Source organism: Paenibacillus sp. plas6, from assembly GCF_057221655.1.
The window spans coordinates 1,055,026-1,073,030 of record NZ_CM170151.1 but is presented as its reverse complement, the minus strand read 5'-3'; the positions used below and the strand labels follow the sequence as shown (position 1 = coordinate 1,073,030).

Sequence of the window (18,005 nt, the reverse complement as noted above, 5' to 3'; positions counted from 1 at the left end):
TAATTACCAGTTATTTCCTTCTAATCGAATAACGGTAAAGTTCGGACTGCCTGATTCACCGTAGATAGATGCTACCCCCGGTTGATAGATTTTAACGTTTTTGAAGCTTGCCGAACCTCTTACTGGACCTTGTCCTTGCTCTGCACTGACTACCAGCTTAATGCCATAACGACCTGGCTGATAGATGTTTACATTTTCTACGCGTACATTTTGCATATCTAAATTTTCAGGTGATTTCGTTTGGAACATTAAGCCGAAGTAAATCGGTTGATTAATGTCCACATTTTTTACCAAAATATTTTGGAACGTACGGTCGCCGCCGAAGAACCAGATCGCCCCGAAGTTTTGATAGTCGTTAATTTTATCATCTGCACCAACACTAGTCCAGAAATCTCCGCCTGTACGATCTAATGTAGCGCCGTCAATAATCGTATCTTGGTCGCCAAAACCTAAGGTGTTATAGCCGAAGCTCAGACTGCTAATCGTAATCCCTGGATAAGTGAGCGTATCTGCTGCGTATAGATTTTGGAATACGTTTCCTGAACCGCCATAAACCGCGAAGGCTGCTGCTCTTCTGACGTTCGTTGCTGTTAAGTTCGTGTATTGATTGCCGACATTATAGCTGCCGCCTGCATCAATCGCGCTAAATAATGCAAAGGAATCGTCGCCAGTACCGCGCGCGTAGTTGTTATCAATAATATTGTAGGAAGACCCATTTGTCATATTGATGCCGTCAGCAAACACATTTTTAATACGATTATCTTTAAATACGTTGTAGGAAGAGTTAACGCCCCAATATAAGCAGATGAAATGCTCAACCCACAAATTTTCAATCGTTACATTTTGCATGTTATTGCCATCAATAAATTTACCTGGTCCGTCGATTCGATAGACGTAGTTGCCCCATGCAGACAAGTCTTTTATCGTTGTACCGTTTGCAGATGAGCTAATATTAAAGCCGATATCAGTGTTCGTTTGATTTTGCGGAGCGACAAGTTTTGTATGCCATGGACCTGCACCGATAATTTCAGTAGCTCTGCCATACAAGTAAATTTTACTATTCATTTCCCATTCCCCAGCAGGGATAAAAATTCCTAGCTTAGAACTGTCCTCTCTAAATTCGTAAAGCGCTTGCTCGATTGATTTTGTCGCGGAAACTTCAACATATTTGTTTGGATCAGGGTTTTGTGCAGGCGGAGCGACATTTTCTGTTTCGATCATATCAACGTAGATCCACGGAACATCACCGCTGTCCTTTTGAATTTTTACTTTGCTGCCTGCAGGGAACACTTCATTCAACAATAGCTGTGCGTCTTCGTATAACCAGTATGCCGTTGAGCCTGATGAAGTTGGTGAATTGTTATAGCCAAGTTCACCTAATGTAGTTGGCGATGCGTATACATAAGCAAATTTGGAGCTAACATTAAACTTTCCTTTATATACGTTATCCACATATAAGCTGATAGTTCCGCTAGTATTTTCTGCGATCGCATTGCGTAACACAAATGCATTGGCAGGAGAAGTCAATGTAAATTCAACATATTCACCTTGTGCATCCAAATAAACAGCAGAACGTCCTGAAGCTTCACCTGCAAACGTGCCTGGCGCATAGCTTGGTGCAAGAATTGTGCCATTGGTCGTATTGGAGCTTGCTTCAGCTTCAAGAATCGTAAACGGCATATTCGCCCCGCGCCCAGCGTACAGACTAGCTGCACTGCTGTTGTTCGCTTGTTTAAGCGGAACTTCATTGCTGTCTGCGCTAACCGTCGTCGTTACGGAATAGTTGCCATTTACTACAGTCCAGTTTCCGATCTGCAATGTCGCGGTTGCATTTGGCGCAAGCTGACCTTGATATGAGCTGGTCCAGCTTTGTACGACGACATTATTGCTGTCGCGTAACGTAACTGTTACTTGATGAGGTCCTGAGCCTGTTGCGATATTGCCTTGATTCTTTAACGTAACAATGAAGGAAAGCTGATTGCCGCTGCTCGGATTGCTTGGATTCCAAGTCGTCGTTGTGATGAGATCGGAGCTTGGAATAGGATTAACGGTTAATTGGCTGCTGCTCGTATAACTGTTATTGCTTTCATTTTGTTCATTAATGACGTTATTTTCATCTACGACTGCGCTAATCGTATAGTCTCCTGCATCCTTTGCACCGATCGATAATGTGACCGTTTGTGAAGCATTTACTGCAAGTGCACCGACGCTGGCTGTGCCTGCAAGCACTTGGTTGACATAGAAGTTTACTGTTGAAGCTGCTGCGCTTAATGTACCGATATTTTTCACCGTTGCCTGCAACGTAATATTGTCACTTTCAAGCGGCGAAGCAGGTGTCCAAGACATGTTTTCAATCACCAAATCTGGATTAGGAGCAGGTGTTCCATATACTTCCAGTTCAGCGATTTGACCTGCTGGCGCTCCAGTATTATTTGTAATTTTAACTTGTACTTGACGAACAGTGGCACTGACAGGAATCGTTACGAGATTGCCGCTGTTTGGATTAAAGGTATAGTTTTGAGCGCTAACCAGCGTAGTGAATGGTGATGAATCACTGCTTGCGCCTAAAATTTCAATGGTTTGTGTTCGTGCAGCCCAAATTTGAGCAGGATTCAAACGTATCGTAAGCGAACTAATTGAGTATTGAGCTTGCAAGTCCACTGTAATATGACTAGGATTGCCTCCGCCTTCCCAGTAAGTTTCCAGATCGCCGTCATTCGCATGACTAGCTTCATAAATGTGAATGAACGAAGAGGCGTTGATTGGTTTATTGAGCGCAATATTATCGGTTGGCGGTGGAGTAGTCGTTGGTGTAGGTGTTGGACTTGACGTAGGAGTAGGTGTTGGTGTCACAGTTGGTGTCGGGCTCGGAGTCGGGCTAGTACTTGTTGAAGGTGTAATCGTAATTTTATCGAGGTTTACATTGCCGCTATCTCCGTTATCGTAGACGTAAGATATCGTATTGCTGCCCGCAAGCAGGCTTAATGTTTCAGTTTTGCTGCTCCAACTATCCCAGTTCGCAAGATTAGGCAATACCGTTTGTTTGATTTTGTTGCCGTTAACATAAATGCTGAGCGTGTTGCTTGAGCCAGTTGCATTGCCGTATGTTAATGCGACATCGTATTGACCGCTTGCTGCAACTTGAACAGTGAAAGTCGTGGTTGCTCCTTGAATCCAATAGCCGTCAACAAAGCCGCTGCCAGTATAACCTGTGTGATCGTTATTTACTTTCGCGCCATTAGAAAGGCTGGCAAGTTCGGCTTGATAGACGCCTTGCGGATCATTAGATTGATATTGACCGTAAATTTCCAGCTCAGACAGTTGTGCCGCCGGCCAACCTGTATTGCCAGTAAAGGTAAGTTTGACATATCTTGCCTCCATAGAAGATAGTGGGATTTCGACGATGTTATTGGAAGCTGGATTGAACGTATAGCTGTTAGAAGAAGCTGCGGTGCTGTAAGCTGAGCCGTTTAAGCTGATTTCAACAGTAAGCTGCTGCGTGCGTGTTTCCCAGCTTGCAGGCAGCTTCAAGATAAGCTTATTGATGGTTGCTGAGCTGCCAAGATCAACTTGAATCCATTGCGGAAAAGCATTGTTCTGACTTTCCCAATAACTGCCTTGGTTGCCGTCAATTGCATTGCTGGCTTGATAGACGTCGGTATAACTGCTGGCTGTTATGAGCTTGCCTGCTGCCAGATTACTGTCACCGTCAGCAAACACAGCAGGCGCAAGATTAAGTTGTGAGAGAAATAACATCAAAGCGAAGATAGAGATGCACCATGATTTGAGTTTTTTCTTCATTCCTTTCATCCTTTCTTAATTTTTTAAAAATTTTTTTCATGTAAGCGCATCCTTGCTTGTCAAGTTTAGCATACGCAAAATTAATCGGAATCCCAATGAGCGATGCTACGATGAACATGTCTATTATTATGCAAATGTAAACGGATTCACATTGCCAAAATCAACGTTTACAACGTGTTGAAAGTGTGTGCATTTCTACGATTTTTTCTTTTGTGAGATTCGTAATTTGCTTAATATTAGCTACACTCGCCTTATTGTTTTTTTGATATAGTTCAAGTAAAGAGTTGTTAATTAAACAAAGCTTCGACAGGGAGATATGGACATGCGGCACATTATTATTAATCCATTGACGAGAATGAATATTAAGCAGCAGTTGATTTTATTGTTTCTCATTATGGTATGTCCAATTTTATTATTGCATTGGTATGGCAATGATCAGGCTGAAGAGCTGTTGAAAAATCATGTAACCAATGCCTATGTCGAATTAATTAAGCAAAATCACTCGATCATTCACCGTGATATTGATACAGTGAATAAAATTACTTCAGCCATTATTCAACATCCATTTACGCAGCAAATTATTCCAAGTGAAAATGAAAGTGTGATTGAGCGAGTACGGAAATACGATAATTTAGATCGACTGCTGGCAAGCTACTCGATTCCGATCAATGGCGGTGAGGCAGTCTATTATTCGCTGCATATTTATGATCCGAACGAACTGTTTTATTTTGTGCCTAAACAGCAGTTTCAGCAATACGGGGTACGGTTTTATAATGATGTGACGAAACCGCAATGGTTTGATGAAGCGATTCGTAAGCGCGGCAGAGGATATATGGATATTATCAATATAAAAGCGGGATATTCTACCATCAGCACATTAGCGCATATTCGGGCGGTTGGTAACATTAATAACGGCAAGCAATACATAGGTGTGCTTGTAGCAATAAAAATGGATATTAAGTTAGCAGAATCATTGCAATCTGTGTCTTTGCCGAATGGCTCGATTTATTTTGTGGATGAAAATAATCGCATTTTAAGTTCAACTACGCCTGAGCAAATTGGAGGGCAATTGGAAATACCGCAGCAACTGCTGGAAAAACAATTGATGAAGCCGCCGATAGATGATGAAGCAAGCTTTTACACAAGCGAGTTAATTACCGACAATGCCATATATGTGATGAGTCAATACGAACAATCGGGGCAACGACTTATCTATGAAATTCCGATACAGTCGCTGCTTAAACAGCAAAATGAGCTGAAGCGGGTAATTCAACTGATTACCGTAGCCTATATGTTGCTATGCTGCATAATACTTATTTATTTCTGGCGTTCATTAATGCGCCCGCTGCAAAAGCTGGCATACTTTGTACGCACATATGAGCCAGGCAAAATTGTTCCTGAAACAACTTCTAAACATCGCAAAGATGAAATTGGCATTCTAATGACTTCGTTATATGATATGGCACGCAGACTTAATGCACTTATTCATTACAAATATCGAATGGACATTAAAGAGAAGGAATTTCAACTGCAACTGCTTTATCAGCAAATTAATCCGCATTTGCTTTACAACACATTAGAATCAATTTATTGGAAAAGTAAGTTAGAGGGCAGTGAGGAAACTGCGTACATGATTAAAGAACTGTCTAAATTAATGAAAATTGGATTAAGCAGGGGCAGGGAGCTGATTACGCTTGCTGAAGAGCTGGAACATGCACATGCGTATGTTCACTTGCAACAGCAACGTTATAATTATGAGTTTCAAGTGAGCTGGCATATCGCTGATTCCGTTAAAGGAAGTTTAATTCCTAAAATTACGCTGCAGCCTCTGATTGAAAATGCAATCAATCATGGCGTTAAGCAAATGGGTGACGATGGAGAAATCCATATTTCTGCTGAAATGGAGGGAGAACGTGTCATTATTAAAGTAGAAGATAATGGATACAAGCAAATTAATATAACAGCGATTGAACAATTGTTATATGAAGAGCAGCCAAACCCTCAACTCGGCTACGGCATTCGTAATATTCACCAACGGATTCAACTGCATTTTGGAGCAAGTTATGGATTGCGTTATCGTGAGCGAGAAGGCGGAGGGGTAATTGCTACAATTATACTTCCAGTTGTATATGAACAGCAGCCTCAATAGTATGTAAATCATTAACAGAGAAAGGAATGTTGCCTGATGTACAATATACTAATTGTTGATGATGAGCCACTTATTTGTCAGGGATTAAGCAATTTGCTTGGCTCTTCTGGCATACCCGTCAATCATGTCTTTACAGCGTTAAGCGGCTATGAGGCACTTGACTATATACGTTTGGAATCGATTGATTTACTCATTACCGACATTCAGATGGGCTCGATGAGCGGCATCGAACTGATGCAGCAGGCGAAAATTATTAAGCCGTGGATAGAAGTCATTATTATTTCAGCTCATGAAACCTTTCAATATGCCCAACAAGCGATGCGGCTAGGGGCGAAGGATTATTTAATCAAGCCGCTGAACAGCGAGCATTTGCTTGCTTCCGTACGGCATATTTTGCTTCATATTAATAAGAAAGAGCAGGAGCAGGAAGATTTCATTGCCCAGATGGGAAACAATGAAAGTTTTCGTATGAAAGCGTCGCAGCCAGAACGCGATCAGTTGCTTATCCGCTTAACACAGCAGGATGAGACAGCAGCAAGTCTGCTTGAAGAACTTGCCGGTCGTCATCAAACTTATTTGCAAGGGCCGTATTTTGCGGTTATTAAATTATTGCTTAAACCAAGCCGTGAACAGGAGCAAAACCACTCGCTGCAAGATCTGAGATTGCTGCGTTATGCGACGCTTAATATTGCGGCAGAGCTGCTCGATCAGCACTGGAGGCACAGCTTGTTTGAAGACGATGCAGGACAAATTACAATGATTATCGAATGGAGCGAGGAGAAATACGAGCAAGCGACGGTTAATCATATCAATCAGCTTGAGATGATTGGCAGAAGTCTGCATCATAATGTCGAAAAATATTTAGGATTATCCTCAGTAGTAGGGATAAGCCAAATTTTTAGAGGGATTGAATTTATTCATGAGGCACATAGCCAAGCTGAAAAAGCATTAAATTGGAGTCGCAGCTATCAAGATCATTATGTGTTTTATTTCGGTGATTTTAGATGGAGCGTACTGCAGGAGAATGAGCCAAGTGAAGTGGAGCTGGCTGAACAGAACAATTTAATTGTGACCCGCTGCCGCGAATATATTGAGCAAAACTACGGGCAAAAAGGGCTTACTTTAAATGAAATTGCGCAAAAAAATCATGTCAGCCCGAACTATTTAAGTTATTTGTTCAAAAAAATTACGGGCTACAATTTGTGGGAATACGTTGTTAAGTTGCGGATGGAGGAGTCCAAACGACTATTGTTAAATACGGATTTGCGTCGATATGAAATCGCTGAGCGAGTCGGCTATGAATCACCTGAGCATTTCAGCAAAATTTTCAAGAAATATTTCGGGATTAGTCCGTCAGAAATGAAGAAGTAAAATCGCCTATGATTTTCATAGATTCACACCTCGTTTTTCCATATTCAGTTATCTACAATGAAGTTATTCTAAGATGATGCTCAATTAGCCGGCATTGAACTCATCTTACAGGCAAGGTAGATTTACTGATGGAATGAGGGAGCTGCATGAAAAATGCGAATAACATTGAATTATCCATAAAAACTAATAGGCCACAGAAACAGCAGTTTACGAACTGGAAGAGATATGTATGGGGAGTATTGTTTGTTCTGCCCGCACTTGTTATCTTTGCACTGTTTCTGTGGCTTCCAATTTCCAAAGGGATATTAAACAGCTTTTATTCGATTGATTTCGTAAAAGGCAATTCATTTGTTGGGCTTGCCAATTATCGCACGATTTTTTCTGATCCTGATGTACTAACTTCAATAAAAAATACGTTATATTACATGGGCTTAGCGCTTGTAATCGGTTTTTGGGTTCCGATATTTTTCGCATTATGTATTTCGGAAATGCGAAGATTTCAAGGCTTTGCCAGAGTAGCAGCGTATTTGCCGTATGTTGTTCCGTTCGTTGTGTTATACGGAGTTTGGCGCTGGTTATACGATCCTGTAGGACCAATTAATGCAGTGTTGGAGTTTTTCGGAATTGATCAGGTTAACTTTTTAGTAGATCGAAGCTGGTCTATGATTTCCATTGTCATTATGGAAACGTGGCAAAGCTTTGGCTCAGCGATGCTCATTTATTTAGCAGCCGTACTGAGTGTGCCGCGTGATTGGTATGAGGCGGCAGAAATTGATGGAGCGGGAATATGGCAACGGGTACGTCATATTACGCTGCCAGCGATTCGCAATCAAATTATTCTTTTGCTTGTCCTTCAGTTAATCGCAACATCGCAGGGTTTTCAAACCCAATATGCGATGCTAGACGGAGGACCAAACAATGCAACGCTTACCTATGCTTTACTAATTGTTCGTTATGCCTTTGTTCGTCAAGATTATGGTGTAGCTTCGGCACTTGGGGTGCTTATGTTTATCGCCCTAAGCATACTCGCTATTGTGCAATATCGATTGAATAACAAAGGAGGCGATCAATCATGAAGCAAGCTAAAGAACGCGGCATTATGTCGAATTATGATTTGAAAAGACCTTCAACACGCTTGGCGTATGTTGTCATGTATCTCATCATTTTGCTGATGATGTGCTGTATGATCTATCCGATATTAATTTCATTGTTAAATGGTTTGAAATTAAATACGGAGGTTAATCGTTTCCCGCCGACGTTTTTTCCGCGTGAATGGCATTTTGAAAACTACGTGACTGCCTGGAATTATGTTGACCTGACGTATTATTTTAGAAATACAGTTATCCTTTTTGTCGGAAACTTAATCGTAGTTGTAGTCGTACTAGGGCTGGCAGCCTATGCGCTCTCTAAAATGAAGGTTCCTTTTAGAACTGGCATCTATTATTATTTCTTAATTACATTATTCATTCCAGCAACGACGTATATGATTCCGAACTTCATTAATTTGAAAGATTTAGGATTAATGGGCTCGTTTGCAGCAATATGGCTGCCTGCTGGTGCAAATGCCTTCTTTCTCTTATTGTTAAAATCGTTTATTGACGAAATTCATATTGAAATTTTTGAATCTGCACGAATTGACGGTGCATCGGAGGTACGTTCATTTTTTCAGATCGCCTTGCCGTTGTCACTGCCGATATTCGCTACGCTGTCCATTTTTATATTTTCTACTGCCTGGAACGACTGGTTCTGGCCAAGCTTCATTTTGAGTCAAGAAAATAAACCATTATCTGTAGCGATCAAAGATTTTGTGCTTAATGCGCGCCGATTAGATACCAATATTAAGTTTGCAATTTTAACGATTGTAATGCTTCCACCAATTGTAATCTTTCTTTTCTTCCAAAAGTTTATTTTAAGAGGATTGCATATGGGCAGCGTTAAGGGATAGCTAAAATTAATAAAGATGTGCTTAAATTTACACATGAATATCATAGATATGCACATCGCATGATAACGAACCTTTCATTATGATGTAAATGTAAGTTAAATTTTGAAAAAAAGGGGAAATGATGATGAAAAAACGAACCATTGCTTTAACGACGTTGTTGGCTTTATCACTTATAACTTCAGCTTGCAGCAGCAATAGCGGCAGCAACGGGAATGGAGGCAATACGAACTCTAGCAATTCTAGCAATACGCAAGCACCTGTTACGGACAATACCCCAGCTCCTGCAGAAGACGATATCACACAGAAAAAGGTTACGATTAGCATTTATTATCCGACGCCTGATCTTGTTGAGGCACGTGCGCTTGAGGATGACAAGATTAGACGCTTTAATGAAGTGTTTCCTAATGTTGAAATTATAAAAAGCGATTGGCAATATAACCCGAATGAAATTGGTATTAAGATGGCTGCTAACGAAGCACCAACCTTGTTTAATACGTACGCTACCGAAGGTAAGTTTTTAGCTGAGAAAGGCTGGGCTGCCGACATTACAGACCTATACAATGAATACGAGTACAAAGATCAAATGAATCCGATCCTGCAAAATCTATTCATTATTGATGGCAAAGTGTACGGTATTGCACAAAAAGGTTACTCTACTGCAGTTGTTCTTAACAAAAAATTGTTAGATGAAAAGAATGTCCCGCTTCCTCCGTTTAACTGGACATGGGATCAAATGCTGGAAACAGCTAAAGCTGTATCAGATCCTAAAGCTGGTATTTCTGGTATCGCGCCAATGGGTAAAGGGAATGAAGCAGGCTGGAACTGGACTAACTTCCTATTTACTGCTGGCGGAGACATTCAAGATATTAAAGATGGCAAAGTAACAGCTACATTTAATTCTGATGCAGGTTTGAAGGCGCTAGAATACTATAAAGCACTGAAATGGGAAGCTGATGCAATTCCTCAAGATTGGGCTTTAGGCTGGGGCGATGCTGTAGGCTCCTTTGCACAAGGCAGAACAGCGATGGTCATTGCTGGTCCAGACGCACCTGTTGATCAAGCGCTGAACCAAGGCGGCATGAACCCTGAAGATATTTTAGTATACCCAATACCAGTCTCTGAGGCAGGCGGTAAACATTATGGCGTATTAGGCGGTGACTATCTAGTTATTAACCCTAATGCAACAGAGGATGAAAGACGAATTGCCTTCTATTACGCTACTTTTGACTACTTCTCCGATAAAGGTCTGGAATCACTTGAGCGCAATATTCAAGAGCGTGTAAATGACAATAAATTCTATGTTCCTGCAGTTTTGAACTACTATAAACCAGATTCTGAATACGGTCAGAAGGAAAAAGCATTGTTTGATAAATACGAAAACGTTTATCAATATGCAGCAGAAACACTTGAGCTAATCGACGGTAAACCAGAATCTCAATATAATACTCAGGATTACTACGGAACAATGACCAATGTTATTCAAGAGGTGTTCTCTAACAAAAATACAAATCTAAAAGAACAACTAGATTTAGCTGCAAGATTAGTACAAGAAAAATTTTATGATTTAATCGAGCTGTAATTGCTTGATCCAATTAGCAAGAAGACCTCCTTCAGGAATTGTTCAAATAACCTGAAGGAGGTTATTTATTAAACGTTTAGGAGGGTTAGATGGTGTTGGACAAGAAGCTTAGCAAGAAGATAGCGATGCTGATGACAGTTATTATGGTGCTGTCTGCAATGATGGTTGGAGGCATTTCTCCATTAAACGAATCGAATGTTGTCAGAGCTGAAGCAATACCAGCAGATATAGATGCTGAGTATGTACGAATTAAAAACAAGTGGACAGGCAATTATTTGTACGAGGATGAAAGCGCTGTTATTCGTTACGGTTTTACAGCAGCCACCGATCCAAGCTCACATTGGGTCATTGAAGAGTCGACGACTGATAGCAATGCCGCAGTTATTCGCAATCGTGCAACTGGACATTATATTACAGTTGCAGAGGTGACAGGACGCAGCAGCATGCTAACGACTGGTGAAACAGCAACCTCAAGCGAGACAGCTTGGATTATCGAGCCTGCGATTAACCGTGAAGGACAATATACGATTCGCAGTGCCAAGTTTGCGAATGAAACGTATTTTATTCATCAAGAGGATCAGCTCGGCTATGCACAGGTAAGCGGTGATATCGGTGCCGAATGGGAAAGCCCGCAATGGTCATTTGAAGCCGCACCAACTTCACAGGCTGTGCGAATTTACAACAAATATCGTCAAGCCTATTTGTATGAGGTGACTGAGGAAGGCGAAGATTTAGGCAAGATTCAATATGGACAGCCTAGCTACAATGATGTCAGTTCTCACTGGTATGTGGATGTCCTCTCTGATGGAGAAGAAGGGGCGCAAATCGTTGAGCTGCGCAACGCTCTAACAGGCAATGTCATTACACAGGGCACATTTTGGGCGCAGATTATAGCCAAGCCATCAACTGACAGCTTAAAAAGCCAATGGATTATGGCAAGCGCAGCAGATGAACAATTTGTAACCTTTACGAATGTGTTTCCATTGGAAAATACAGAATCAACACCTGATGATATTCCTCAGGGCAACTATGTGTTAAATACACAATTTGAAGATATTTATGTTCGCTCCAACGATTGGTCGAATGTCGGCAATGATAACGCACAGTGGCGCATCGAAATTGCACCAGTGGTTCAGCCAGTCAGACTTGTCAATTACCGTGATATTGGCGATGAAAGCAGCAAGGTGTATTTATATGAAGCAGATGGAAAGGTCATGTATGGTGCATTAGAGTCTGGCAATGCTGCCTATCAATGGGTAATCGAAGATTATAACGATGAAAAAAGAATTCGCAATTTATGGACAGGCAAGTATATCACGGCGGACAACATCACCAATGCTGACGATCCGCTAGAGGTGTTGGCTGAAGCAGAAGCAGGTCGTTGGAAGTTCAATGAATCGGATCTGTACGACAATTTTGTCAGCATCGAAAATAGTTTACTAGAAGGGCAATTTATCCATATTGTAGGAGAACTGGGCTTTGCACAAGCAGGAGATATTGCTCCGACGGAAAGTGCGGCACAATGGTATATTGAAGATTCATCCGTTAGCGGCGGCGGTGAACCGCAAATCGTACAAATTCGCAACGCATGGAACAGTATGTATCTGTACGAGGATGAAAATCAAGAATTGAAATACGGCAATGCAAGTCCAACAGATCAGCGCGCACAATGGATTATTACCCGTTATCATGGTCGCAACTTGATCCAAAATCGTGCAACTGGTCATTACTTGAATTTATTAAACCAAACGACAGGGCATATTCCGCTGTCAGCGATTAATATTGATGAATTAGACGAGGCCGAATTACAGCAAGTATTATGGCGGATTAAAGATAATGGCGGCGCTAAAAATATTTGGAGCGCTCGCGATCTGAATAATGTTGCTGAGCAACAATCGTATCTGAATTTGCAAAATTTAACGAAATATGTCGAATATAGCACAATTAATCCGAATTGGGGCAGTCCAAAATGGCAGTTTCTGAATGTAAGCGATGACGACATTAAGTATGTACGGATTCGCAGTAATACGTTAGATATGTATTTATATGAAGATGAGGAAATTGTAAAATACGGCACTCCTGATGAAAATGACTTCAATTCACACTGGCTGATTGAAGAAGTTGGCGGCGGTCAAAAAGTCATTCGTAACCGCGCAACAGGTCATTTCTTGTCTATGCAGCCTGCTGGACCTGATGAATCGGAAATTGAGATTACGGAAATTGCCGTGCGCAGTATTGAGGCAGAGCCTTCATGGGCAAGTCATAAATGGATTGTTGAGGAGGATGGAGATTTTATTGCATTGAAGAGCGGCTGGACCAATGATCATTATTTAACAACAAGAGATGAGCTTGGTCATTTGCAAAGAATCCGTTCTGCTGGGCTTGTCAGTGAAGAAGCTGAGCAAAGTAAATGGTTTGCCTTGGAAGATGCACCGAATCTTTCACCTTATATTCGCATTAAAAATAAAGACTCTAATCAGTATTGGTATGAAGAAGATAAGCAATTAAAATATGGCGATATCGATATTGCCGACTCACGCTCTCATTGGTTCTTAGAGGATGCCGGTGATGGTGCGCAATATGTGCGCAATCGTGCAACTGGACATTTTATAAATATTGAATTTATGGACAGAGATGATCCAAGTTCACCGATTAGCGTTGAACATTTTGAGTTGGAATGGGGATCGGCTAGTCCAAAATGGTTTATTGAAGAAGCGGCTGCGCCTGGGCATGTCCAATTTAAAAACCTGTGGAATCCTTGGCGTTTCTTATCGGTAAAGGATCAGCTCGGACATGTGCAGCAAATCGAGCATGCAACTGCAGATGATGACAGCAGTCAGTTCGTAATCGAGGGCATTCCAGCAGGACAGCTCGTGCTTCCTACTGAACCAATTCGCATTAAAAATGCTGCCAACAATCAATATTTAATACAGACTGAGCAAAATATCGTCGTATATGGACAGTCTGAGGAAGATAATGCTTACTCCCATTGGATTATTGAAAGTGTCGATGGTGTGCAACAGTTGAAAAACCGCGCAACAGGCATGTATATTGCCCTAACGCCAGATTATCAATATGTCGAAACCATTCAGGATGTGGATGCTCAAGAGACACATTGGATTGTAGAAGGAGCACCAATTGGTGATGCGTATTTAATTCGCAGCAATTACGCCGGATATAATGATGAGTACTTGCATACGTTGTCTAATGCAGGTTATCCTGAACGCGGGCTGCAATTGACGTCTGAAACGAGCTTGCATTGGATATTTGAAGCTGCCCCAGTTGATGCGGTAACGCCGCCTGCTCAAGAGCAGCCAAGCACTGCTGTGGTCAATGTAAGCTTAGCTGATTCCAACTATGTTCATCTCATAAATAAGCAATCAGGAGAGTTGCTGGTTGCACAAGATCAAGAGGTTGTGCTTGCTAATGCAGCAGAGCTTGCAGACAATGAGCAATCTCACTGGTTGTTGCAGGATTATAACGGACATAAGCTGCTTGAAAACAAAGCAACGGGAGAGCTGCTGCAATTGACAGATAGCGGACTATCGTTAGTCAAACAACCAACCACAGGAAGTATTGATGTAGGCGCACAGTGGAAAGTTCATCACTTGCTTGGTTATCAAAAGCTGGAAAGTGTGGCAGAAGCAGGACTGTGGTTAACACAGGCTGGCGATCAAATCAATGTGAGTGCGGCAGAGGATGTTGCCTCCTTATGGATGCTCGAGCCAATCGCAGGAACAGTACGTTATGAGGCGGAGAGAGCATTCCTTGCTGGCGGAGCAACAACGAAGCTTGCTGCCTCAGGTCTGCCTCGCGGTTCAGAAGTAGCAACTGGTTTTGCGGAAATTGGTGCGCGTCTTATTTTGGCAGTAAATGGACAACAGCAAGCAAATTATGAAGCGAACATCGTATACAGCAATCCAACAAGCGAGACAGAAGCACTGACCCTGCTTGTAAATGGTATTGTGCTGGATCAGCTTGAATTTGCTCCAACTGGCAAAGGAAACTGGCAGGAGCTCGCAGTAACATTGCCGCTTCGTACAGGATACAACTCGCTTACATTGCAAAAAACGGATGCTGATACAGGCAATGGTCAAGTCGAAATCGATGCAGTCATAATCGAAAATAATGTGAACTTAGCTTATCGCGGAGCGACATTGCCGTATATTACCTATGAGGCAGAGCATATGGATACTAACGGCAGTTTAATTGGTCCATCAAGGGTGTATTTAGACGTTGCATCCGAGGCTTCTGGGCGGCAAGCAGTGAAGCTTGATCAGACAGGACATTATGTGGAATTTGAAGCTGCAAAACCTGCCAACTCTATCGTCGTGCGTTACTCTATTCCAGATGCGCTGCAAGGAGATGGTATTGAAGCGACGTTAGGCGTATACGTCAATGATGAATTCCGTACTGAACTAACGCTGACTTCCAAGTACGCTTGGGTGTATGGCAACTATCCATGGTCAAATGATCCTAAGCAAGGCAGTGCGCATCGCTTCTTCGATGATGTACAGGCGTTGATCGGAGATATTCCTGCAGGAGCTACAGTTCGACTGGAAGTTCGCGATGGAGACGATGCGGACTATTATATAATCGATTTAGTAGATTTGGAGTTAGTGCCTGATCCATATGAAATGCCTGAAGGCTTCTTGTCAGTCACTGATTTTGGCGCGGTGGCGAATGACGGACTGGATGATACCGATGCTTTCCGAGCTGCAATGGAAGCAGCGAAGGAAGAGGATAAAGGTGTATGGTTCCCAGAAGGAACATTCGAGGTTGGTGACGGCCTGCTTATTTTAGATGATATTACGATTCGCGGTGCGGGTATGTGGCACACGAAATTAAATGAAGCGAAATTTTTCGGCAATGGCAGCGATATTCAGGTGTATGACCTAATGATTGACGGTAAAATTAGCGTTCGTGACGATGAAGCACAAACGAATGGGTTTGAGGGAGCATTCGGTCCGGGCTCTACCGTTCAACATGTATGGATTGAGCATACGAAAACAGGTTTATGGCTGACTCGTCCGATTAACAAGTTTGGCTATGAGTTTAATACCGATTTGTCGACAAATGAGTTCTACATTGCAGGCTCTCGTGTGCGAAATGTGATGGCAGACGGCATGAATTTTGCGGTAAATACGAAGAACAGTATGGCTGAGCATATGAATATTCGTTATTCTGGCGATGACGGTATGGCGATGTGGTCATTTGTAGAAAATGTGCCGACAGATTTCACAGAAAATAATACGTACCGCTTTAATACAGTTCAGCTTCCTTGGCTGGCGAATAATATCATCATTTTCGGCGGTAAAAATCATAAGATTCAAGACAATATCGTGTTGGATACCGTAACACATGGCTCTGGTATTTCCGTTTCTACCAAATTTACACCGACACCATATGAAGGAACAATTATTGTTGAACGCAATACACTCATTCGCACTGGCAGCAAAGATGCAGGAGCGGGCTACAATACAGGAGCGATTTGGATCTATGCTTACGATCGCGATATCGATACTGAGGTCATTATTCGTCAAAATACTGCTATTGACAGCACGTATTATGGTTTATCAGTTGACGGCGGAAGAACACTTGGCTCAATCAATGATAAAAAAGCAAAAGTAACCGTTGAAAATATGGTCATCGATGGTGCAGGTTTAACTGGCGTGCATATTGGTTCAACCGTAAAAGGTGCGATTAATTTCAAAAATGTTGCGATTCGCAATACGAAGCTGGGCAATATTCATAATGCTGCAGGAGATAAGTTCAACATTCATATACTTGCTAATGAGGAGCCGACTACTCCACGTAACCCTGGCGGAATTGATGTTCCAGAGTTGTTACCGCAACCAGGTTCCTTGGAGGATAATGAGCAAAAATTAAAAGAAGGCTTAGAGCAGCAACAAGATATGATTGAACTGTCTGCAAATCAGCAAGGCGTCGCTGAATTGCCGCTTGCATCACTGATAGCTGCGGCAGAGCAAAATCCTAATGCTTCAATCGTCATGAACGTAAATCAAGCAAGCTATCTATTGCCGCTAGAGGTTGCGCAATGGATTAAACAACTATTGTCTAGTCAATCTGCTGCAACAGATGTACAAGACGGAACAGTGGTAATGCAAATTAGCGATGTCACGGAGCAGCAAAGCAGTGAAATCATACTTCAAGCAGAAGCAGAGGGTCTTCGTGTTGCTGGGGAGCCGCTTCAATTCCAATTGTGGTTGAAGCAAGGAGAGCAGCAGACGGAGCTATCCAACTTTGGACGTAACTATATACAGCATATCATTACACTGGATGAAAAGCTTGATCCGACAAATTCAACTGCACTCGTATATGATCCGACGACTAAGCAACTTCGTTATGTTCCTGCGCGCTTTACGGTGCAAGGAAATAAAACGACGGTGACGATTTTAAGTCCGGTTAATGGCATTTTCGTCGTTGCTGAAGGAAATAAAACGTTCTCTGATGTTCAAGCGCATTGGGCTAAAAAAGAAATCGAGCAACTGGCTTCTAAGCGAATTGTGTTTGGTAAGTCTGCTGAGCGTTTTGCACCGCAAGCATCCATTACTCGAGCTGAATTTACGGCATTGCTTGTACGTGCACTTGGTTTAACTGCTGAAGACAGCGCAAGCAGCTTTGCTGATATTGCTCCTAGCGATTGGTTCTATAATGAGGTATCGATCGCAGCGCAATATGGCATTGTCTCAGGTGTTGGTCAAGCTCGCTTCAATCCGAATGATACAATCACTCGCGAGCAAATGGCGGTTATTTTAGCGAATGCGCTTGGTGTAAGCGATAGCAGCAACGGAGCAGCAGATGCGTTCCGTGATTATCAAGAGGTTAGCGCTTGGGCTAAAGCAGCAGTTGATCAAATGGTTAGTCTAGGATTAATGAATGGTCAGCTTGGTCAACGCTTTGCACCGAAAGCAGAAGCAACCCGTGCTGAAGCTGTAATTGTACTTGGTCGCTTGTTAGTAGCGATGCAGCTACTTGACGAAAATTAAGAGGAAATAGAAGGCTGTTTGAATTCAGGATAACCTGATGATTCAAGCAGCCTTCTTCTTATAATAAGCAAACTACTAATAAGCAAACTACGTAAAATCACGCATAGTTCTCGTTTGAATGAACATTCTTATCGCCTCCTAATTTCTTTA

Annotated in this window: 7 protein-coding genes; 6 read left to right on the top strand and 1 reads right to left on the bottom strand. The window is 42.1% G+C overall.

All coding sequences use genetic code 11. From position 1 onward, the window contains the following. Nucleotides 1–3: 3 nt before the first annotated feature. Nucleotides 4–3,801, bottom strand: coding sequence for a discoidin domain-containing protein (locus tag AC2TDL_RS04880; protein ID WP_484699070.1), 3,798 nt, complete (start codon nucleotides 3,799–3,801; stop codon nucleotides 4–6). Between the two features lie 322 nt (nucleotides 3,802–4,123). On the opposite strand from AC2TDL_RS04880, the gene AC2TDL_RS04875 reads away from it, so the two are divergent. From AC2TDL_RS04875 to AC2TDL_RS04850, 6 genes are all read left to right on the top strand, one after another. Continuing rightward, nucleotides 4,124–5,950 carry a sensor histidine kinase gene (locus AC2TDL_RS04875; protein ID WP_484699068.1) on the top strand — a complete coding sequence of 609 codons (1,827 nt, stop codon included), beginning with the start codon at nucleotides 4,124–4,126 and terminating at the stop codon, nucleotides 5,948–5,950. Between the two features lie 36 nt (nucleotides 5,951–5,986). After that, nucleotides 5,987–7,321 (top strand): response regulator, encoded by a 1,335-nt coding sequence (locus AC2TDL_RS04870; RefSeq protein WP_484699067.1) that lies wholly within the window; start codon nucleotides 5,987–5,989, stop codon nucleotides 7,319–7,321. 146 nt (nucleotides 7,322–7,467) lie between these two features. Continuing rightward, nucleotides 7,468–8,397: a carbohydrate ABC transporter permease gene (locus tag AC2TDL_RS04865; RefSeq protein ID WP_484699066.1), complete on the top strand. Its 930-nt coding sequence runs from the start codon at nucleotides 7,468–7,470 to the stop codon at nucleotides 8,395–8,397. After that, on the top strand, nucleotides 8,394–9,266 hold the full coding sequence (locus tag AC2TDL_RS04860) for a carbohydrate ABC transporter permease (protein ID WP_484699065.1): 873 nt from the start codon (nucleotides 8,394–8,396) through the stop codon (nucleotides 9,264–9,266). The genes AC2TDL_RS04865 and AC2TDL_RS04860 overlap by 4 nt, the downstream gene beginning before the upstream one ends. Nucleotides 9,267–9,390: 124 nt before the next feature. Beyond that, on the top strand, nucleotides 9,391–10,845 hold the full coding sequence (locus tag AC2TDL_RS04855; protein ID WP_484699063.1) for an ABC transporter substrate-binding protein: 1,455 nt from the start codon (nucleotides 9,391–9,393) through the stop codon (nucleotides 10,843–10,845). Between the two features lie 89 nt (nucleotides 10,846–10,934). After that, nucleotides 10,935–17,855: an S-layer homology domain-containing protein gene (locus tag AC2TDL_RS04850; RefSeq protein WP_484699062.1), complete on the top strand. Its 6,921-nt coding sequence runs from the start codon at nucleotides 10,935–10,937 to the stop codon at nucleotides 17,853–17,855. The last annotated feature ends 150 nt before the right edge of the window (nucleotides 17,856–18,005 follow it).